The sequence below is a fragment of the Cellulomonas sp. Marseille-Q8402 genome (assembly GCF_965119525.1).
The window spans coordinates 1,815,809-1,834,772 of the sequence record NZ_CBCPLX010000001.1 but is presented as its reverse complement, the minus strand read 5'-3'; the positions used below and the strand labels follow the sequence as shown (position 1 = coordinate 1,834,772).

The window sequence follows — 18,964 nt, the reverse complement described above, 5'->3', positions numbered from 1 at the left end:
CGGCGCCGTCAGCTCCCGGCGCCCCGGGCCTGCAGCCGCTTGCGCAGGAAGGCCAGCGGCAGCAGCCAGGTCGCCAGCGCGGTGATCAGCCACACGAGGACGACCGCCGCGATCCACGTCGCCGCGCCGCCGGTGATCTCGATCCCGCCGGTGAAGGTCGTGGCGATCAGGAGCGCGACGTAGGTCGAGACCAGGCCGACCCCGCCCAGGAACGCGCCGGCGTACCGCTTGGCGACCGACGCGATGAACGGCGCCAGCACCGACTGGGCGACGGTGAAGACCACGACCGCGGCGAGGAACCCGCTCACGGTGAGGTGGAACCCGTCGAGGACCAGGGAGGTCACCCAGAGCCCGAGGGCGGCGGACCCCAGGAAGATCGCGACCCGGATCAGGAAGATGATCATCGTCGGCTCCTGCTCGGCAGATCGGTGGGGGTGGACGTCATCGCGAGGTGGCGGGCGTGACGATCGGGAAGTCGGGGTCCGGTGACTGCAGCGCGCGGAGCAGCCGGGGCAGCGCGGTGCCGTCCCCGTCCGTCCGCACCCCGGCGGCCGCGAGGCCGTCGGGAGGCAGCAGCCCGAGCGCGACCTGCGTCAGCTGCGCCGGCGTCAGGTGGATCGTCGCGTCGGGTGCGGCGCCCCGCCGGCCGCCGTGCACGAGGACGCCGTGGTGCAGGCTCACGCGCAGGGGCTCGTCGTCGCCGAGGTCCAGGTCCAGCTCGATCCGCTCGCCCCAGCACCGGGGGCCGTCCACCCGGATCGCCAGGCTGTCGAGCAGCTGCGCGACGGTGAGCCGGCCCACCAGGTCCGCCGACCCGGTCTCCGTCGGGGTGCCGAACGACCCGTGCCGCAGCTCGTACGCCGCCGCGAGGTACTCGGACCGCCAGGTGCCGTTCTCGGCGCCGAACCCGAGCTGCTCGTGCGCGTCCGCGAGCAGGGCGCGGGCGTCCGCGTGGTCCGGCTCCGACTGGACGACGTGGTCGAGCACCTCGACCACCCACCGCAGGTCGCCGTCGTCGTACGCGGTGCGGGCCCGCGCGACGACCTCGTCCGCCCCGCCCATCCACGCGACGTAGCGGCGGCTCGACTCGGGCACGGGCAGCGACCACAGGTGGGCGGGGTTGCCGTCGTACCAGCCCATGTAGCGCTGGTAGACCGCCTTCACGTTGTGGCTGGTCGACCCGTAGTAGCCGTGCGCGTGCCAGGCCTGCTCCAGCGCGGGAGGCAGCCGGACGGCCTCGGCGATCTGCGGGCCGGTCAGCCCGCGGTTCAGCAGCCGCAGGGTCTGGTCGTGCAGGTAGGCGTACAGGTCCCGCTGCAGCCCGATGAACTCGAGCGCCTGCTCACGTCCCCACGTCGGCCAATGGTGGGAGGCGAACACCACGTCCGAGCGGTCGCCGAACAGCGCCATCGCCTCCGTGAGGTAGCGCGACCACGACCGCGGGTCGCGGACCAGGGCCCCGCGCAGGGTCAGCAGGTTGTGCATCGTGTGGGTCGCGTTCTCCGCCATGCAGAGGGCGGACCGGTCCGGGAAGTGCACGTGCATCTCCGCCGGCGCCTCGGAGCCGGGCGCCATCTGGAACTCCATCGTGATCCCGTCGACGGTGTGCTGCTCGCCCGTCCGCGTGACCGTCAGGGTGGGGACGATCAGCGAGACCGTGCCGGTCGAGGTGGCCTGCCCGAGGCCGGCGCCCACGCCGCCCTCCGGCCCGCGGTCCAGGGCCGTCCCGTACATGTAGCCCGCGCGCCGGCCCATGGCGGTGCCGGCGTACACGTTCTCGGCCACGGCGTTCTCGACGAACCCCTCGGGAGCCAGGACGACGACCTCGCCCGCGTCCACGGCCTCCTGGGTCGTGACGCCCCGGGCTCCGCCGAAGTGGTCCACGTGGCTGTGCGTGTACAGCAGCCCGGTGACGGGCCGGTCCCCGCGGTGGCGGCGGTACAGCGCCAGCGCAGCCGCAGCGGTCTCGGTGGAGATGAGCGGGTCGATCACCAGGACGCCGCGCTCGCCCTCGACGAACGTGATGTTGGACAGGTCGAACCCGCGGACCTGGTAGATCCCGGGCACCACCTCGTAGAGGCCGTGCCGGCGGACCAGCGCGCTCTGCCGCCAGAGGCTCGGGTGCACCGACTCCGGCGCGTCGCCGGTGACGAAGTCGTACGAGGCCGCGTCCCAGACGACCCGGCCGTCGGCGTCCCGGACCACCGGCGGGTCGATCGTCCCCAGGAACCCGCGGTCGGCGTCGGCCAGGTCACGCGTGTCCGCGAACGGGAGCGTGCCGAGCTGCTCGGCGTGCTGGGCGGCGACGGTGGGGTGGACGGGCATGGCCGGCTCTCCTGGGTGCGGGGTGCCGCGCGGGCGCGACGGCTGGTCCCAGCGTCACGACGGCGACGTCGGCGGACATCACTCGGGAGGGATGAGGTCCGCGGGCTCAGGGCTCCCGCAGGTGCGCCGCGATCGCGGCGTCGACGGTGTCGTAGCGGGGGAGCGGGCCGTCCTCGTCGTCGGCGACCGCCCGCAGGACGTCGCGGACCTGGCCCACGTCCTCGGCGACGACCAGCCGCGCGCCCGCGCGGTCGAGGTCCCGTCGCAGCAGCCCGAGCATGCCGGCGGCCGCGCTGTCCACGAACGGCACGGTCCGCGCGTCGAGCACCACCAGGCGCGCCTGCCGGTCCGCGGCGAGGGTGCGCACGACCGCGCGCACCGTGTCGGCGTTGGCGAAGAACAGGCCCGACTCCACCCGGACCACCAGGACGCCGGGCACGGAGCTGCCGGGCGCCTTGCCGCGGACGGAGCGGCGCTCCTCGTCCACCCAGGTGCCGTCGGGCGACTTGACGAGCGTGGCGACGTGCGGTCGCGAGGCCCGCGCCAGCAGCAGCACGAGCGAGATGACCACCCCGACCACCAGCCCGGGCAGGGTGTCGAGCACCAGCACCCCGACCAGCGCGGCGAGCGCGGCGTAGGCGTCGAACCGGGCGACGTTGCCGTACAGCCGCCGGCCGGACGCCCCCGCCAGCCCCCACAGCCGGCGCAGGGTCCGGACGTCGACCAGCTCGACGACGGCCGCGATGACGACCGCCGCGAGCGTCGCCTCGGGCAGCGACTCGAACACCGGGGTCAGGAACAGCAGCGTCGCGAGGGTGAGCACCGCCGCCGACATCCCGGACAGCTGGCTGCGGGCACCGGCCCCGCCGTTCACCGCGGTCTTGGACAGGCTGCCGTTGACGACCATGCCGGACGCCAGCCCGGAGCCGAGGTTGGCCAGCCCCATGCCGAGCAGCTCGCGGTTCGCGTCGACGTCGTAGCCCGCGCGGGCGGCGTAGGTCTTGGCCGCGCCGAGCGCCTCCGCGAACCCCACGAGCATCACGCCGGCGGCCGGGCCGACCAGGTCGCCGTAGGTGCTGAGGTCCACGTCGGGCAGGCCGAGCGGCGGCAGCCCCGCCTCGATCGGGCCGACCACCGCGACGCCGCCGTCCTGCAGACCCAGGGTCAGCACGGCCACGATCCCGAGCGCGACCACGACCAGCGCCCCGGGCACCCGGGGGGCGAACCGGCGCACCAGCAGCAGGATCGCCAGGCACGCCGCCCCGAGGACCGCGGTCACGGGGTCCGTGTCCGGCAGCCGCCGCACCACGTCGACCGCCTTCTCGACGAAGCTCCCCTCGCCCTTGGGCACGCCGAGCAGCGCGGGGACCTGGCCCACGATGATGACCAGCGCCAGCCCGACGATGAAGCCCTTGAGGACCGGCTCCGAGATGAACGACGCCAGGAAGCCGGCGCGCAGCGCCCCGGCGAGCACGCAGAGCACACCCGTCACCAGGGCGGTGGCCGTGGTCAGCGCCCAGAAGGCCGCGTCGTCCCCGGGCCGGAACGCGGCGACGACGCCCGCGGACAGCGCTGCCGTCGCCGACATCGGCGCGACGACCAGGTGCCGGGAGCTGCCCGCGGCCGCGTACAGCAGGAGCGACGGGACCGCGGCGTAGAGCCCGACCACCGGGTCGACGCCCGCGATCGTGGCGTAGGCCAGCGACTCCGGGACCAGCACGGCCCAGACGGTGAGGCCCGCGAGCAGGTCCGTGCCGAGCCAGGCGCGCCGGTAGCCCGACAGGGAGGGGTAGAGCCGGCTGCGGGGCACGGGGACCTCAGACGATCTTGGGGAACGTCGCCAGCAGGACGACGCCGAGCAGGAACAGGACGCCCGCGAGCCCCAGCAGCACGTGCCGGGACAGCGCCCGGCGCGCCCGCTCGGACATGGCGGCGAAGAACAGGACCAGCGCGAACAGCACCGTGAGCAGCGTGTAGTCGTCGCCGCGCTGGTTGTTCCGCAGCGCCTGGGCGAAGTACTCGTCGGCCCGGGCGTCGGCCGCCGCCGCCTCCGCGGTCCCGGGCGGCTGGTACGACTCCAGCGCGAACGGGCTCGGCGGGGCGTCCGGGTCCAGCAGCGGCCGCGCGGCGACCCACTCGTCGAAGGCGGGGCGGAACCGCTCGGCGAACCGCTGCTCGACGAACGTGGCGAGCTCGTCGTCCTCCTGCGCCACCGCCTCCAGCCAGAGGGCGAAGGTCTGGAGGTCGTAGCCCCGCGCGGCGTCCGCCGTCGCGCTCCAGCGCGTCGCCTCGATCCGCTGGGACGAGGCGCGCGAGAAAGCGATCGACATCTCCCCGCCCCACTTGCTGGACTCGAACCCGCTCCACGCCGTGAGCACGGCGGTGACGGTGAGCACGGCGAGCGCGGTGACGTCCCGGAGCCGCGTCCGCCGCGGCGTCTCCTGCCCCGCCTCCTGCCCCGCCTCCGGCTCGCTCATCCGACCTCCTCGCGGCGGGCCCGGAGCCGGGCGGCGCACTGCCGTGACGGTAGGTCGGGTGGTGCCCGGCGGACGTCATCCCGGCGGGGTGAGCGGCCGCCGGCGCGGCCGTGGACCACTCGGTCGAAGGAAAAACGGCAAACCAGGGCGTTTCGGACAAAAACGGGCGTAAGGTCACCGCCGTGCCCCGTACGCCGGAGGATCCCAGCGGCCTCGCCCTGGCACGCGTCGCCCACGACCTGCAGGAGACCGTCGGCCTGCCCGGCGGGACCGCGTGGGAGCCCAAGTGGGACGGCATGCGGATGCTCGCGCTGGCCGACGGCCCGCGGACGATGCTCCGCTCGCGGCAGGGCGTCGACCTCACGACCGCGTTCCCCGAGGTGGCGACCGCCGTGGCCGCCCAGGTCCCGCCGGGCACGGTGCTGGACGGGGAGCTGGTCGTCTGGCGCGACGGCCGCGTGGACTTCGGCGCCCTGCAGCGGCGGGTCGGGTCGCCGGCGCCCGCGGCGCTGGCCGCGCACGTGCCGGCGGGGTTCATCGCGTTCGACCTCATCCAGCGCGAGCACGTGGACCTGCGCGGCTACCCGTTCATCGAGCGCCGCATGGCGCTGGACCAGGTCGCCGACCGCTGGACCGGGCCGCTGTCGACCTCGCCCCTCACCGGCGACGTCGACGTCGCGGCGCGCTGGTTCCGGGACCTCGCCGGGGCGGGCGCCGACGGGCTGGTGGCCAAGGGGCTGGAGCAGCTCTACCGTCCGGGCACGCGCGACTGGCGCAAGGTCAAGCACCGCTCCGCGGTGGACCTCGTGGCGACGGCGGTGACGGGGTCGGCGAGCCAGCCCGGCGCGCTGCTGCTGGCGCTGCCGGTCGCGGGCGAGCTCGTCCCGGTGGGCCGGTCGCGCTCCCTCGGGCTGGCCGCGGGCCTCGCGCTCGGGCGGCAGATCCGGCCGGTCGGCGCCCCCGGGGGCGTCACCTCCGCCATCGCGACCAAGATCGCCCCGCTCGTCGTCGAGGTCTCGGCCGACGTCCCCTGGTCGGGCGGAGCGCTGGCCCGGCCGGCCCAGTTCCTGCGCGCACGCCCCGAGCTGCACCCCGTCGAGGTCGAGCCGGACGCCGCCGCGCTGAGCTGCTGACCCCCGCGCCCGCGCTCCGCGCCCCGCGCTCCCGCGCACCCGCGCCCCCGCGCGTCGTGTGGCGTCGAGGGTGCAGAAACCACGGCGGTTCGGGCGATTTGTCCGCGGACTTCTGCAACCTCGGCGGGCCCGGCGCACGGCGGCGGGCCCGGCGCAGGGCGCGGGCGCGGCGCACGGCGCGCGGGCGCACGGGATCCGTAGGGAACGCGCGCCGGGGCGTATGGGAACCGTGAGGATCGTCGCCGCCGCCCGCAGGCGGGGCTGTGATGGGCAGCGGCCCTCCTGAGCGGGGGTCGCCGCCCCGACCGCCCGGCCGGCGCGGCACGTCCCACGTCGGGAGTCTGCTGGTGCTGGACCTGGTGTTCGTCCTGGGCGTCCTCGCCCTGTTCGCGCTCGTGAGCGCGCTCGCCACGGGGGTCGGGAAGCTGTGATCGTCCTCGACCTCCTGGCCGCGGTCCTCGGCGTCGCGGCCGTCGCGTACCTCGTGTGGGCGCTCGTCCGGCCGGAGCGGTTCTGATGGCCGCCTGGATGGCCGTCGCCCAGGTGCTGACGGTCGTCGCCGTGCTGGCGGCGCTCTACCGGCCCCTCGGCGACTACCTGGCCCACGTCTACACGTCCGCGACGGACTGGCGCGTCGAGCGCGGGCTGTACCGGCTGATGGGCGTCGACCCGCGCGCGGAGCAGTCCTGGCGCTCGTACGTCCGCAGCCTGCTCGCGTTCTCCGCGGTCGGCGTGCTGCTCCTCTACCTGCTGCAGCGGGCGCAGACCTGGCTGCCCTGGGACCTGGGCATGCCCGCCGTCGGGGCGGACCTGGCGTTCAACACGGCCGTCTCGTTCGTGACCAACACCAACTGGCAGTCGTACTCGCCGGACGTGACCCTCGGGTACACCGTGCAGGCGGCCGGGCTCGCGGTGCAGAACTTCGTCTCGGCGGCGGTCGGCACGGGCGTCGCCGTCGCCCTCGTGCGCGGGTTCGCCCGGCGGAGGGCCGGGACCATCGGCAACTTCTGGGTGGACCTGACCCGCGGCACGTTCCGGGTCCTGCTGCCGCTGTCCGTGCTCGCCGCGGTCGTCCTGATCGCGGGCGGCGTGATCCAGAACTGGGCCGGCTTCACCGAGGTGACCACCCTCGCGGGTGGCACGCAGTCGATCCCCGGCGGGCCGGTCGCCTCCCAGGAGGCGATCAAGCTGCTCGGGACCAACGGCGGCGGGTTCTTCAACGCCAACTCCGCGCACCCGTTCGAGAACCCCGCGCCGTGGACCAGCATGTTCCAGGTCGTCCTGATGCTGGCGATCCCGTTCAGCCTGCCGCGCACGTTCGGCCGCATGGTCGGCAGCGCCCGCCAGGGCTACGCGATCCTCGGGGCGATGGCCGCGATCTTCCTGGTCAGCCTCACGCTGCTCACGGTGGTCGAGGCCGGTGGCGCGGGCACCGCCCCGCAGCTGGCGGGCGGCGCGATGGAGGGCAAGGAGCAGCGGTTCGGCATCGCCGCGACCACGCTGTTCGGCAGCGTCAGCACGCTGACCTCGACCGGCGCCGTCAACGGCATGCACGACTCGTTCACCGCGCTCGGCGGGCTGTTCCCGATGCTCAACATGATGCTCGGCGAGGTCGCCCCCGGGGGCGTCGGGTCCGGGCTCTACGGCATGCTCGTGCTCGCCGTCCTCGCGGTGTTCGTCGGCGGCCTGATGGTCGGCCGGACCCCCGAGTACCTGGGCAAGAAGATCGGCCCGCGCGAGATCAAGCTCGCCTCGCTGTACATCCTCGTGACGCCCGTCCTCGTGCTGGCCGGCACCGCGCTGTCGTTCGCCGTCCCCGGTGTGCGCGCCGACGTCGAGGCCACCTCGATCTGGAACCCCGGCGTGCACGGCTTCTCCGAGGTGCTGTACGCCTTCACGTCCGCGGCGAACAACAACGGCTCGGCGTTCGCCGGGCTCACCGCGAACACGCCGTGGTTCAACACGGCGCTCGGCGTCGCGATGCTGCTGGGCCGGTTCGTGCCGATCGTGCTGGTCCTCGCCCTCGCCGGCTCGCTCGCCGCGCAGGGCACGGTGCCGGCCACCGCCGGGACGCTCCCGACGGCGCGGCCGCAGTTCGTCGGCCTCCTCGTGGGCGTCTGCGTCGTCGTGACCGCCCTGACCTACTTCCCCGTTCTCGCGCTGGGTCCCCTGGCGGAAGGTCTGTGAACCTGAGATGAGCACCACCACCCTGCCGGCGCCCGTCGCCGACGCACCCGCCACCGCATCCACGACGCGCCCGTTCGGCGTCGCGCAGGTCCGCGACGCGCTGCCCGGCGCGTTCCGCAAGCTCGACCCGCGCCTGATGTGGCACAACCCCGTGATGTTCGTCGTCGAGGTCGGCGCCGCGCTGACGACGGTGCTCGCCGTCGTCGAGCCGTTCACCGGCGGCCCCGAGCCGTCCGGCGGCACGGCCACCCCCGTCACGTTCACCGCGGCGATCGCGGTGTGGCTGTGGCTCACCGTGCTGTTCGCCAACCTGGCCGAGGCCGTCGCCGAGGGCCGCGGCAAGGCGCAGGCCGACAGCCTCCGCCAGACCCGGTCCAGCACCACCGCCACGGTCGTCGACGGCTACGACCCGGCCGGCGACCCCGGCGCCGAGCGCGCCCGGACCCGGTCCGTCGCCTCGCCCGACCTCGCCCTCGGCGACGTGGTCGTCGTGACGGCGGGGGAGCTGGTCCCCGGCGACGGCGACATCGTCTGGGGCATCGCGTCGGTCGACGAGTCGGCCATCACCGGGGAGTCCGCGCCCGTGGTCCGCGAGTCGGGCGGCGACCGGTCCGCGGTCACCGGCGGCACCCGGGTCCTGTCCGACCGGGTCGTCGTCCGGATCACGTCCAAGCCCGGCGAGACGTTCGTCGACCGGATGATCGCCCTGGTCGAGGGAGCGGCCCGGCAGAAGACGCCGAACGAGGTCGCGCTCGACATCCTGCTGGCGTCGCTGTCGATCGTGTTCGTCGTGGTCGCGCTCACGCTGGACCCGATCGCCGGGTACGCCGGGGCGTCGGTGAGCGTGCCGGTGCTGGTCGCGCTGCTGGTCTGCCTGATCCCGACGACGATCGGGGCGCTGCTGTCCGCCATCGGCATCGCCGGCATGGACCGGCTGGTGCAGCGCAACGTGCTGGCGATGTCGGGCCGCGCGGTCGAGGCCGCCGGCGACGTGACCACCCTGCTGCTCGACAAGACCGGCACCATCACCTACGGCAACCGGCGGGCCGTCGACCTGCTGCCCCTGACCGGGGTCGGCGCGCACGACCTGGTCCGCGCGGCGGCCCGGGCGTCGGCGGCCGACCCCACGCCGGAGGGCAGGTCGGTGGTCGAGCTCGCGGCGGGGCGCGACGTGGCGGACGACGTCGCGGCACTGCCCCCCGGCGCCGAGGTGGTGCCCTTCACCGCCCAGACCCGGATGAGCGGCGTCGACCTCCCGGACGGCACGCAGATCCGCAAGGGCGCCGGCAGCGCGGTGGTCGCGTGGCTCGAGGAGGGCGGCGCCCTGCCCGACGGCACCCGCCGCGAGCTGGACGCGCACGTCGAGCGGATCTCGTCCGACGGCGGCACGCCGCTGGTGGTCGCCACCCGGGACGGGTCGGGCACTGGCCGGGCGCTCGGCGTCGTCCACCTCAAGGACGTCGTGAAGGACGGCCTCGCCGACCGGTTCGCCGAGCTGCGTGCCATGGGCATCCGCACGGTGATGGTCACCGGTGACAACCCGCTCACCGCGCGGGCGATCGCGGCCGAGGCGGGGGTCGACGACTTCCTCGCCGAGGCCACGCCGGAGGACAAGCTCGCGCTCATCAAGCGCGAGCAGGAGGGCGGGCACCTGGTCGCGATGACCGGCGACGGCACCAACGACGCCCCGGCGCTCGCGCAGGCCGACGTGGGCGTCGCGATGAACACCGGCACCTCGGCCGCCAAGGAGGCCGGGAACATGGTCGACCTCGACTCGGACCCGACCAAGCTGATCGACATCGTCCGGATCGGCAAGCAGCTGCTCATCACCCGCGGCGCGCTGACCACGTTCTCCATCGCGAACGACGTGGCCAAGTACTTCGCGATCATCCCGGCGCTGTTCGCCGGGGTCTTCCCGGGCCTCGCGACGCTGAACCTCATGCAGCTGAGCTCGCCGGCCTCGGCGATCCTCTCGGCGATCATCTTCAACGCGCTGGTGATCGTCGTGCTCATCCCGCTGTCGCTGCGCGGCGTGCGGTACCGCGCCGCCGCCGCGACGAGCATCCTCGGCCGCAACCTCCTGGTCTACGGCCTGGGCGGCGTCGTCGCCCCGTTCCTCGGGATCAAGCTGATCGACCTGGTCGTCAGCCTGCTGCCCGGATTCTGACACCGAGAAGGACACCATGAGCTCGCCTCGTACCACCTGGCCGCACGCGCTCGTCGCCCTGCGCGCCCTGCTCGTCCTCACCGTGGTCCTCGGGATCGCGTACCCGCTGCTCGTCACGGGCCTGGGCCGGCTGCTGCCGGCGCGGGCCGACGGCTCGCTCGTCTCGGACGCCGGCGGCACGGTCGTCGGGTCGTCCCTGATCGGGCAGTCGTTCAGCGACGCCGACGGCGCCCCGCTGCCGCAGTACGTGCAGCCCCGGCCCTCGGCGGCCGGGGACGGGTACGACGCCGCCGCGTCGTCCGGGTCGAACCTCGGCCCGGAGAACCCGGACCTGGTCGCGGCGGTCGAGGACCGCCGCGCCGCCGTCGCCGCGCTCGAGGGCGTCGACCCGGCGGACGTGCCGGTCGACGCGCTGACCGCCTCCGGGTCGGGCCTCGACCCGCACATCAGCCCGGCGTACGCGGAGCTGCAGGTCCCGCGGGTCGCCCGCGAGCGCGGCCTGCCCGCCGACGAGGTCCGCGCCCTGGTCCGCGCCGCCACGACGGGTCCGGACCTCGGCTACCTCGGGCAGGCGGGGGTGAACGTGCTGGAGCTCAACCTCGCGCTGGACCGGCTGGGCTGAGGGAGGCCGAGGTCGCCCCGTGCGTGCCGGTCAGGTACCGCTGGATCGTCGGGGCGACCTGGTCGACGAGCTCCTCGTGGCTCAGCGCCGTGATCGGCGGCAGGGCGACGACATGCCGCGCGACGGCGACGCCGAGCAGGTGCGAGCCGGCCAGGGCGACCTGGGTCAGCTGCTCGGGGCTCACCCCCGCCTGCCCGAGGACGCGGCCCAGCAGCACCTCGCGCAGCATGCGCGCGGCCCCGTCGGACGTCGTGGCCGACCGCACGAGCGCGCGCAGGATCGCCCCGGTGCCCGGCTCCTCCCAGAGCCGCAGGTAGGTGTCCGTGACGGCCCGGCCCGCGGTGGACGGGTCGCCGGCGACGGCCGCGCCGATCCGCTCCGGGATCGTGGTGCGGTCGGCGACGACGGCGGCGAACAGCGTCTCCTTCTCGCCGAAGAAGTGCCGGATCAGCGCGGGGTCGACGCCGGCCGCGGCGGCGATGGCGCGCAGGGAGGCGCCGTCGTAGCCGCGGTCCGCGAACAGGGCCGACGCCGCGTCCAGGATCGCGTCCCGCGTGCCGCTGTCGCCCGCGCGCCGGCCGGTGGGCCGCTGCCGGGGGGAGTCCGTCGCCATCGGGCCAGGTTACTCCACGCTTGTGGATTTCCTCACGTGAGGAGTTAACTGGGGAGAGCCCGACGGCCGGGTGCCCGTGACGTGAGGAAGCCCCATGACGACGGCAGTGATCGACATCGAGGGCCTGACCAAGTCCTACGGGACGTTCTCCGCCCTCACGGGCCTGGACCTGCGGGTGGAGCGTGGCCAGGTCCACGGGTTCCTCGGGCCGAACGGCGCCGGGAAGTCGACGACCATCCGGGTGCTGCTCGGCCTGCTCAAGGCCGACGGCGGCACGGTGCGGCTGCTCGGCGGCGACCCGTGGACCGACGTCGTCGCGCTGCACCGCCGGCTCGCCTACGTGCCGGGCGACGTCTCCCTCTGGCCCGGGATGACCGGCGGGGAGGCGATCGACCTGCTGGGCGCGCTGCGCGGCGGCCTGGACGAGCGGCGCCGCGCCGAGCTGGTCGAGCGGTTCGAGCTCGATCCCACCAAGCGCGGCCGGCAGTACTCCAAGGGCAACCGGCAGAAGGTCGCGATCGTCGCGGCGCTGGCCTCGGACGTGGAGCTGCTGGTCCTCGACGAGCCCACCTCCGGCCTGGACCCGCTGATGGAGAACGTGTTCCAGGAGGTGGTCGCCGAGGCCAAGCAGCGCGGCACCACGGTGCTGCTGTCCAGCCACGTCCTGGCCGAGGTCGAGACGCTGGCGGACCGGCTGAGCATCATCCGGGAGGGGCGCGTCGTGCGGTCCGGCACGCTCGCCGACCTGCGCGGGAGGACCCGCACGACGATCCACGCCACCCTCGACCGCGCGCCCACGCTGCCCGCGGACGGGTTGTTCGCCGACGTGCACGTCGACGGCGACCGGTTCTCCGCCACCGTGGAGTCCGGCCGGATCGGCGAGGCGATGGACACGCTGAGCCCGGCCGGGATCACCTCGCTCACGGTCGCCCCGCCGTCCCTGGAGAGCCTGTTCCTCAGCCTGTACGCCGAGGCCGAGCGGTGAGCGCGGCCACCGCGCTGACCGGCACCGCGCCGCTGCTGCGCACCTCCCTGAAGCACGACGGGCGGCTGTTCGCCCCCTGGGTCCTGATCGTCACCGCCCTGTCCGCGTCGTCGGTCCTGATCTACCCGGTGGTGTTCCCGGCGCAGGCCGACCGCCAGGCCCTGTCCGGGGCGATCGGCGCCAACCCGGCGCTCGGTCTGATCTTCGGCCCCGCGTACGACCTGACCACCGTCGACGGCTTCAACGCCTGGCGCAGCCTGGCGCTCGGCGGGTTCCTGGTCGCGCTCGGCGCGGTCTTCGCCGTGACCCGTGCCACCCGCGCGCAGGAGGACTCGGGCCAGGCCGAGCTGCTCGCCTCCGGGGTGATGGGCCGCGCCACCCGGCTGATGTCCGGCGTCGGCGTCGCCGTGATCGGCTCGCTGGTCGCGGGCCTGGTCGCCGGCGTGGTCACCGGCCTGTGCGGCGGCGGCTGGGCGGCTTCGATGCTGCTCGGCGCGACCTTCACCGCCAGCGGCTGGATGTTCGCCGCCGTCGCCGCCGTGACCGCGCAGCTCGGCTCGGACGCCCGCACCGCGAGCTCGCTGGCCGTGGGCGCCCTCGGGGTGCTGTTCCTGCTGCGCGGCTTGTGCGCCTCGCTCGACGCCCCGGCCTGGACCCTGTGGCTCAATCCGCTCGGCTGGACGCTCCAGACCCGTCCCGCCGGCGGCGACCACTGGCTCCCGTTGCTGCTCGCCGTCGCCTTCACGGTCCTCGTCGTGGCGGTGGCGTTCGTCCTGCAGGGCCGGCGCGACTTCGGCCAGGGCTCCGTCGCCCAGCGCCCCGGGCCCGCGCGCGGCACGACGCGCACCACCTGGGGCCTGACCGTCCGGATGAACCGCGGGCCGGTCCTCACCTGGACCATCGCGTTCCTCGGCCTCGGCATCGTGTTCGGGTACTTCGTGACCTCGGTCGACGACCTGCTCGCCGGCGACTCCGGCGTGCAGCAGGTCCTCGCCGCCGGTGCCGTCGGTCCCGAGCAGCTGACCGCTGCGTTCGTGCGGACCGTCATCGGCCTGGTGGGCATCCTCGCCACGGTCCCGGGCGTCCAGGTGCTGCTCCGGCTCCGCGCCGAGGAGCTGGCGGACCGCGTCGAGCCCGTCCTGGCCGCCGCCGTCGCACGCCCGCGCCACTTCGCGAGCAACGTCGTCCTCGCCCTCACGACGTCGACGCTCTGCGTGGTCGTCGCCGGCACGCTCGTCGCCGCGACGGCCGCCTCGGCCGACATCGGCGTGACGTTCTCCGACGCGCTCGGCCAGGCCCTCGCGACCGCACCGGCCGTGTGGACGGTCGTCGCCGTGGCCGCGGCCGTCGTCGGTGCCCGGCCCGTCGTCGGCCTCGTGGCGTGGGCCGGCGTGCTGGTCTCGTTCGTGCTCACCCTGCTCGGGCCGACGTTCGGCCTCGACGACCGGGTGCTGGGCATCAGCCCGTTCTGGCACGTGCCGACGATCACGGGCGGTGACCCGGACTGGTCCGGGCTCGGGTGGATCACCCTGGTGACCGCGGCGCTCCTCGCCGTCGGGTTCGCGGGCTTCCGCCGCCGCGACCTCGCGCGCTGACGCGCCGACGACCCCGGCCCGTGGGGGCCGGGGTCGTCGTGGTGGTCGGAGCCGCGGGTCAGCGGCGCTCGCGGCGGTACAGCGACCGGGACCAGGCGTAGCCGCCGACCGCGATCACCGCGGTCCAGCCGAGGGCCAGCAGCGTCGTCGAGGTCTCCGGCGCCGTGCCCGCGAGCAGGCTGCGCGTCGTCTCGATGATCGGCGTGAACGGCTGGTACTCCGCGAACCACTGCACCGCGGTCGGCATGGTGTCGACCGGCACGAACCCGCTGCCCAGGAACGGCAGCACGGTCAGCAGCATCGGGGTGTTCGACGCCGTCTCGACGGACGGCGCGGACAGGCCCATCGCGACGCACAGCCAGCTCATCGCGAACGTGACCAGCACGAGCAGCGCCACCAGGGCGAGCCACCCCAGCGGCCCGGCGTCCGGGCGGAACCCGAGCGCCACGGCCAGGCCGAGGACGATCGCCGTGGCGACGATCCCCTGGACGACGGTCCCGAGCACCGGGCCGCCGAGGACCGAGCCGGGGGAGATGGCCATGGTCTTGAACCGGGCCATGATGCCGCTGGTGGCGTCCATCGCCGAGGTGATCGCGACGCTCTGCGCCGCGCCGACGACGGCGAACAGCAGGATCGCCGGGGTGATGTAGTCCAGGTACGCCGCCCGCCCGTCCGCGCCGGGGGTGACGCCGTCGGCCACGCCGGCGCCGAACGCCCCGCCGAACACGAAGACGAACAGCAGCAGCAGCGCGATCGGGATGGCGACCGTGAAGCCGGTCAGCCCGGGGTACCGCACGGCCCGGAGGAGGTTGCGGCGCAGCATGGTCAGCGTGTCGGCCAGCGGGCGGCCGCCGGTGGTGGTGGCGGCGGGGCGGGTGATCGTCGCGGTGGTCATCAGGCCACCTCCTTCGTGTCGGTGGTGCCGGTGGGTTCGCTGGTGTCGGTGCTGGGCTCCGTGAGGCGGAGGAAGACGTCGTCGAGGGACCCGGCGTCGTGCGCGGACTTGAGCTCCTCGGAGGTGCCCTCGGCGACGATGCGGCCGCCGTCCAGCACGGCGACGCGGTCGGCCAGCCGGTCGGCCTCCTCGAGGTACTGCGTGGTGAGCAGGATCGTGGTGCCGGCCGCGACGAGCGCGCGCACCTCGTCCCAAAGGGTCCGGCGGCTGCGCGGGTCCAGGCCGGTGGTGGGTTCGTCGAGGAACACGACCGCGGGCGACCCGACCAGCGTCATCGCCAGGTCGAGCTTGCGGCGCATGCCGCCCGACCACGTCGAGACCGGCTTGCGGGCCGCCTCGACCAGGCCGAACTGCGCCAGCAGCGCGTCGGCGCGCTCGCGCCCGGCGTGCCGGCCGAGGTGGTGCAGGGAGGCCATCAGCCGCAGGTTCTCGACGCCCGTCAGCAGGTCGTCGACGGCGGACATCTGGCCGGTGACGCCGATCGCGGCCCGGACCGCGTCCGGCTCCGTGGCGACGTCGTGCCCGGCGACGCGGGCGGTGCCGCCGTCGGGTCGCAGCAGCGTGGACAGGATGCCCACGGTCGTGGTCTTGCCGGCGCCGTTGGGGCCGAGCAGGGCGGTGACGGTGCCCGCCCGGACGGCGAGGTCGACGCCGTCGAGGACGATCTGGTCGCCGTAGGACTTGCGCAGGCCGCGGACGTCGACGGCGAGGTCGCTGGTCATGGGGTGGTCCTCTCACGATCTCTTCGGGTGGGTGGGCGTGCTGGTCAGGGCCGGCGGACGAGGACGTCGCCGTAGCCGGTGCTGGCCGTGATCTCGGCGGTGGCCTCGTCGACGACGGGTCCCTCCGTCGGGCGGAGCTCGTTGCGGACCGTGCCGTGGTCCGACGCGACGTCGAGCCAGGCCGCGGTGCCCTCGCGCACGCCGACCTCGATCGAGCCGTACGACGTGGTGAGCGCGACGGTCCCCGACTCGACCCGCTCCACGCGGATGCCGCCGGAGGCGGCCTTGGCGGTGAGGGTGCCGCGGACGCTGCCGATCGCGACGTCGGCGTGCGCCCCGGCGACGTGCAGCGTCCCGGTGACGACGCCGACCGTGGTGGTGCCGTTGCTGGCCCGGACCGTGGCGTCGCCGGTGATCTCGGCGATCCGCACGGAGCCCGCGCTGGCCTTGACCGTCGTCGCGCCGGTGGTCCGCCCGACGGTGACCGAGCCGGCCGAGGCCTTGAGGTCGAGGCGGGTGGCCTCGTCGACCCGGGCGTTGCCGGCGTTCACCGTCAGGGAGACCGCGCCGAGCGGGCCCTCGGCGTACAGCGAGCCGGCGGTCCCGGTGAGGTCCGACCGCGCGGGCAGCTCGACCGTGACGGCGGGCGTCCCGGCGTTGAACGGCAGGTACTGCTTCCAGCGCGGGCCGGTGATCGTGATCTGGTCGCCGACGCGGTCGACGCGGACCTCCTCGGCGGCGCGGACGTCACGCTGCTTGGTGGGGTCGGCGGGCAGGACGGTGACGACGACGTCGTCCCGCTCCCCGGCGACGACGTGCAGGTTGCCGACGAGCAGGTCGACGACGACCGGGACAGGGGTGGGTGCGGCGAACGTGGGCATGACGGCTCCAGGGCAGTGGTGTCGTGGGTGGTGTCACGGCGTCGTGGGGCGCCGTGCGACGTGGTGCGGGAGGTGCGGCGTGCGGGCTAGCGCACCCAGCCGGTGAGGCGGGTGCCGCGCTGCTCGGGGCGGGCCTGGAGGGCCGGCCGGTCGGCGGTCGGCTCGAGCGCGGCGGCGACCGCCCGCACGAGCCAGGAGTTCACGGAGAGGCCGTCGCGGGCGGCGGCGACCTCGACCTGCGCCTTGAGGCTGTCGGGCAGGCGCAGCGTGGTGCGGGTGGTGGTGCCCTCGTCGGCGTCGGCGACCGGGAAGCCCGGGACCGGCGCGGGGGCGGGTGCGGCGGCTGCTGCAGGAGCGGCCGGGGCCTCGCGGACGGCGGGGGCGTCGACCACGAACTCGGGGTCGCCGCCGCGGAGGCGGACGTCCACGGAGCCCGGGGCGAGGTCGGCGGAGATCTCGCCGGCCGCCGCCGACAGGGCGTCGAGCAGGACCAGGCGGACGGCGGCGTCCAGCGGCGCGGTCAGCCGCTGGGCGAGCTGCCGGGCGTCGTCCCCGGCGGCGTCGGCCGCGGTGGCCAGGCGGTGCTGCAGGTCGTCGACGTAGCGCGTGAGGTCCATGACGCCATCATGACACCATCGATGGTGTCACCGCAACCCCCCGTGGTGTCGCCCGGCGTCACCGGTGCGCGACGTGGTGTCACCCGGCCGCAGCGGACGGCGGCGGGTGGGGTCAGGCGCGCAGGATCGACGTCATCTTCTTGCCGCGCGCGACCTCGTCGACCAGCTTGTCCATGTACCGGATCTGCTGCATCAGGGGGTCCTCGATCTCCTCGACCCGCACACCGCAGATCACCCCGGTGATGAGGGTGGCGTTCGGGTTCATCCCCGGTGCCTCCCCGAAGAACGTCTGGAGGTCGGTGCCGTCGTCGAGCACCCTCTCGAGCGCGGCGTCGTCGTAGCCGGTGAGCCAGGTGATGACCTGGTCCACCTCCGCCTTGCTGCGGCCCTTGCGCTCCGCCTTGGCGACGTAGTGCGGGTAGATGCTCGCGAAGCTCGTCGCGAAGATGCGGTGCCCGGCCATCGGTGCGTCTCCTCGTCGTCCGGCCGCCCAGCGGCTCGTCCCCGGCCCGGGCAGCATCTCACGCGACCTCCGGCTCAGGCGCCCGACCGGGTGCCGGCGTCCTCGCGCTCGCGCAACGCCGCGGCGACGCGCTCCTCGACCCGCTGCTCCTCCCGGGCCGCGCGCGTCCGCCGCCGCCGGACGGCCAGCCGGCGTGCCAGGACGACCGCGCCGACGAGGAGCAGCAGCAGCACGAGCGCCGCCCACGGCACCGCCCAGGTGCGTGCCGCCGCGTCGACGGCCGCGATCGCCGAGGTGGAGCCCGCGGCGTCCGTCATCACGGGGACGACGGTGACGTCGGCCCCGAGCCGGACGGACGGGACGACGCCGTCGACGGGCACGCTGACCTCCCAGCGGTCGCCGGGCAGCAGCTCCGGCGTCGTCGGGACGTCCGCCGCGGCGGCGCGGAACCAGCCGAACGGCCCGCTGACGGCGACGGTCTGCTGCGCCGAGATCACCGTGTTGCCGGTGTTGTGCAGCGTGTAGGTCACGGTGGCGTCGCCGGTGCCGGCGGGGTTCGGCGTACCGGTGTACGTCACGCGGGGGTCCTCGACGGCCAGGGCGGGCGCGAGCTCGCCGCCGACGCGCAGGTCGACGCGGATGCCGAGGCGCCGGTCGACGGAGATGCCGTCGGCCTCGTCGGGCTGGGTCAGGGACGTCACGACCGCGCCGGCGTAGTCGCCGGGGGTGGCGTCCGCGGGCACGGCGACCGTGAACGGCAGCTCGGCGGTGGCGCCCGGCTCGATCGTCACGGAGTCGGCAGCGGTCTGCAGCCAGGTGCCGAGGTGGGCCGAGTCGGTGCCGGCCGTCAGCACGTCGAACTGGCCGGCGTCGGTGGTGTAGCCGTCCGCGGCGTAGACGGCGAGGTCGAGGGGCTCGTCCCCGTGGTTGGCGACGACGAGCGCGTCGTCCACGGAGGCGCCGGGCTCGACGGCGTAGGTGAAGCCGGTGCGGTCGGAGCCGAAGTCGTTGGACGCGGTGCGGACGGTCCACGTGACGTCGTCGTCGGCGGCGGCAGCCGGGCCCGCGGTCGTCAGGGCGACGGCCGGGAGGACGAGCAGTGCGCCGAGCGCGGCGCGGACCAGCGGGCGGCGGTGTGCGGACATGGGGACCTCGGGTCGGGAGCGGGGGAGGTGGCGGGGGCGGGCGCCGGACGGCACCCGCCCCCACCGGGACGCACCTG

19 protein-coding genes are annotated in these 18,964 nt (G+C 74.9%); 8 read left to right on the top strand and 11 right to left on the bottom strand.

The features are described 5' to 3' along the window. Positions 1-8: 8 nt before the first annotated feature. The 4 genes from ACWPWW_RS08345 to ACWPWW_RS08330 all read right to left on the bottom strand — a co-directional run bounded on the left by ACWPWW_RS08345 (position 9) and on the right by ACWPWW_RS08330 (position 4,802). Positions 9-404 carry a hypothetical protein gene (locus tag ACWPWW_RS08345; protein WP_454049854.1) on the bottom strand — a complete coding sequence of 132 codons (396 nt, stop codon included), beginning with the start codon at positions 402-404 and terminating at the stop codon, positions 9-11. A gap of 37 nt (positions 405-441) precedes the next feature. Further along, positions 442-2,325, bottom strand: coding sequence for an alkyl/aryl-sulfatase (locus ACWPWW_RS08340; RefSeq protein ID WP_454049853.1), 1,884 nt, complete (start codon positions 2,323-2,325; stop codon positions 442-444). A gap of 106 nt (positions 2,326-2,431) precedes the next feature. Beyond that, the gene (locus ACWPWW_RS08335; RefSeq protein WP_454049852.1) at positions 2,432-4,135 is read right to left on the bottom strand and encodes a SulP family inorganic anion transporter; all 1,704 of its coding nucleotides are present in this window, start codon (positions 4,133-4,135) and stop codon (positions 2,432-2,434) included. Positions 4,136-4,142: 7 nt separating this feature from the next. Continuing rightward, positions 4,143-4,802 carry a hypothetical protein gene (locus ACWPWW_RS08330; RefSeq protein ID WP_454049851.1) on the bottom strand — a complete coding sequence of 220 codons (660 nt, stop codon included), beginning with the start codon at positions 4,800-4,802 and terminating at the stop codon, positions 4,143-4,145. A 182-nt stretch (positions 4,803-4,984) separates the two neighbouring features. On the opposite strand from ACWPWW_RS08330, the gene ACWPWW_RS08325 reads away from it, so the two are divergent. The 6 genes from ACWPWW_RS08325 (at position 4,985) to kdpC (ending at position 10,911) form a co-directional block, all read left to right on the top strand. Continuing rightward, positions 4,985-5,935 (top strand): ATP-dependent DNA ligase, encoded by a 951-nt coding sequence (locus ACWPWW_RS08325; RefSeq protein ID WP_454049850.1) that lies wholly within the window; start codon positions 4,985-4,987, stop codon positions 5,933-5,935. Positions 5,936-6,198: 263 nt separating this feature from the next. Next, complete coding sequence (locus ACWPWW_RS08320) at positions 6,199-6,366, top strand: hypothetical protein (protein WP_454049849.1); 168 nt, start codon at positions 6,199-6,201, stop codon at positions 6,364-6,366. After that, complete coding sequence (locus ACWPWW_RS08315; RefSeq protein WP_454049848.1) at positions 6,363-6,452, top strand: potassium-transporting ATPase subunit F; 90 nt, start codon at positions 6,363-6,365, stop codon at positions 6,450-6,452. The genes ACWPWW_RS08320 and ACWPWW_RS08315 overlap by 4 nt, the downstream gene beginning before the upstream one ends. Continuing rightward, the gene (gene kdpA, locus ACWPWW_RS08310) at positions 6,452-8,122 is read left to right on the top strand and encodes a potassium-transporting ATPase subunit KdpA (RefSeq protein WP_454049847.1); all 1,671 of its coding nucleotides are present in this window, start codon (positions 6,452-6,454) and stop codon (positions 8,120-8,122) included. Before ACWPWW_RS08315 ends, kdpA begins: the two co-directional genes overlap by 1 nt. Before the next feature lie 7 nt (positions 8,123-8,129). Continuing rightward, positions 8,130-10,289: a potassium-transporting ATPase subunit KdpB gene (gene kdpB, locus ACWPWW_RS08305; protein WP_454049846.1), complete on the top strand. Its 2,160-nt coding sequence runs from the start codon at positions 8,130-8,132 to the stop codon at positions 10,287-10,289. A gap of 16 nt (positions 10,290-10,305) precedes the next feature. Next, positions 10,306-10,911 (top strand): potassium-transporting ATPase subunit KdpC, encoded by a 606-nt coding sequence (gene kdpC / locus ACWPWW_RS08300; RefSeq protein WP_454049845.1) that lies wholly within the window; start codon positions 10,306-10,308, stop codon positions 10,909-10,911. Here kdpC and ACWPWW_RS08295 read toward each other — a convergent pair. Further along, entirely contained in the window at positions 10,883-11,524 is a 642-nt protein-coding gene (locus ACWPWW_RS08295) for a TetR/AcrR family transcriptional regulator (RefSeq protein WP_454049844.1), read from the bottom strand. The two genes, kdpC and ACWPWW_RS08295, sit on opposite strands and share 29 nt — an antisense overlap. A gap of 94 nt (positions 11,525-11,618) precedes the next feature. Here ACWPWW_RS08295 and ACWPWW_RS08290 point away from each other — a divergent pair, with 94 nt between their 5' ends. Both ACWPWW_RS08290 and ACWPWW_RS08285 read left to right on the top strand, forming a co-directional pair. After that, the gene (locus tag ACWPWW_RS08290; protein ID WP_454049843.1) at positions 11,619-12,509 is read left to right on the top strand and encodes an ABC transporter ATP-binding protein; all 891 of its coding nucleotides are present in this window, start codon (positions 11,619-11,621) and stop codon (positions 12,507-12,509) included. Then, positions 12,506-14,104 carry an ABC transporter permease gene (locus tag ACWPWW_RS08285; RefSeq protein WP_454049842.1) on the top strand — a complete coding sequence of 533 codons (1,599 nt, stop codon included), beginning with the start codon at positions 12,506-12,508 and terminating at the stop codon, positions 14,102-14,104. Before ACWPWW_RS08290 ends, ACWPWW_RS08285 begins: the two co-directional genes overlap by 4 nt. A gap of 58 nt (positions 14,105-14,162) precedes the next feature. Here ACWPWW_RS08285 and ACWPWW_RS08280 read toward each other — a convergent pair whose 3' ends face one another. The 6 genes from ACWPWW_RS08280 to ACWPWW_RS08255 all read right to left on the bottom strand — a co-directional run bounded on the left by ACWPWW_RS08280 (position 14,163) and on the right by ACWPWW_RS08255 (position 18,887). Beyond that, positions 14,163-14,999: an ABC transporter permease gene (locus ACWPWW_RS08280; protein ID WP_454049841.1), complete on the bottom strand. Its 837-nt coding sequence runs from the start codon at positions 14,997-14,999 to the stop codon at positions 14,163-14,165. Next, positions 14,999-15,781, bottom strand: a complete 783-nt coding sequence (locus ACWPWW_RS08275; RefSeq protein WP_454049840.1) for an ABC transporter ATP-binding protein — start codon at positions 15,779-15,781, stop codon at positions 14,999-15,001. Before ACWPWW_RS08275 ends, ACWPWW_RS08280 begins: the two co-directional genes overlap by 1 nt. Positions 15,782-15,825: 44 nt before the next feature. Next, positions 15,826-16,662, bottom strand: a complete 837-nt coding sequence (locus tag ACWPWW_RS08270) for a DUF4097 family beta strand repeat-containing protein (RefSeq protein ID WP_454049839.1) — start codon at positions 16,660-16,662, stop codon at positions 15,826-15,828. 86 nt (positions 16,663-16,748) lie between these two features. Further along, positions 16,749-17,279, bottom strand: coding sequence for a histidine kinase (locus ACWPWW_RS08265; RefSeq protein WP_454049838.1), 531 nt, complete (start codon positions 17,277-17,279; stop codon positions 16,749-16,751). 112 nt (positions 17,280-17,391) lie between these two features. Beyond that, on the bottom strand, positions 17,392-17,742 hold the full coding sequence (locus ACWPWW_RS08260) for a DUF2200 domain-containing protein (RefSeq protein ID WP_454049837.1): 351 nt from the start codon (positions 17,740-17,742) through the stop codon (positions 17,392-17,394). Positions 17,743-17,816: 74 nt separating this feature from the next. Continuing rightward, positions 17,817-18,887: a WxL protein peptidoglycan domain-containing protein gene (locus ACWPWW_RS08255; protein ID WP_454049836.1), complete on the bottom strand. Its 1,071-nt coding sequence runs from the start codon at positions 18,885-18,887 to the stop codon at positions 17,817-17,819. Positions 18,888-18,964: the final 77 nt, after the last annotated feature.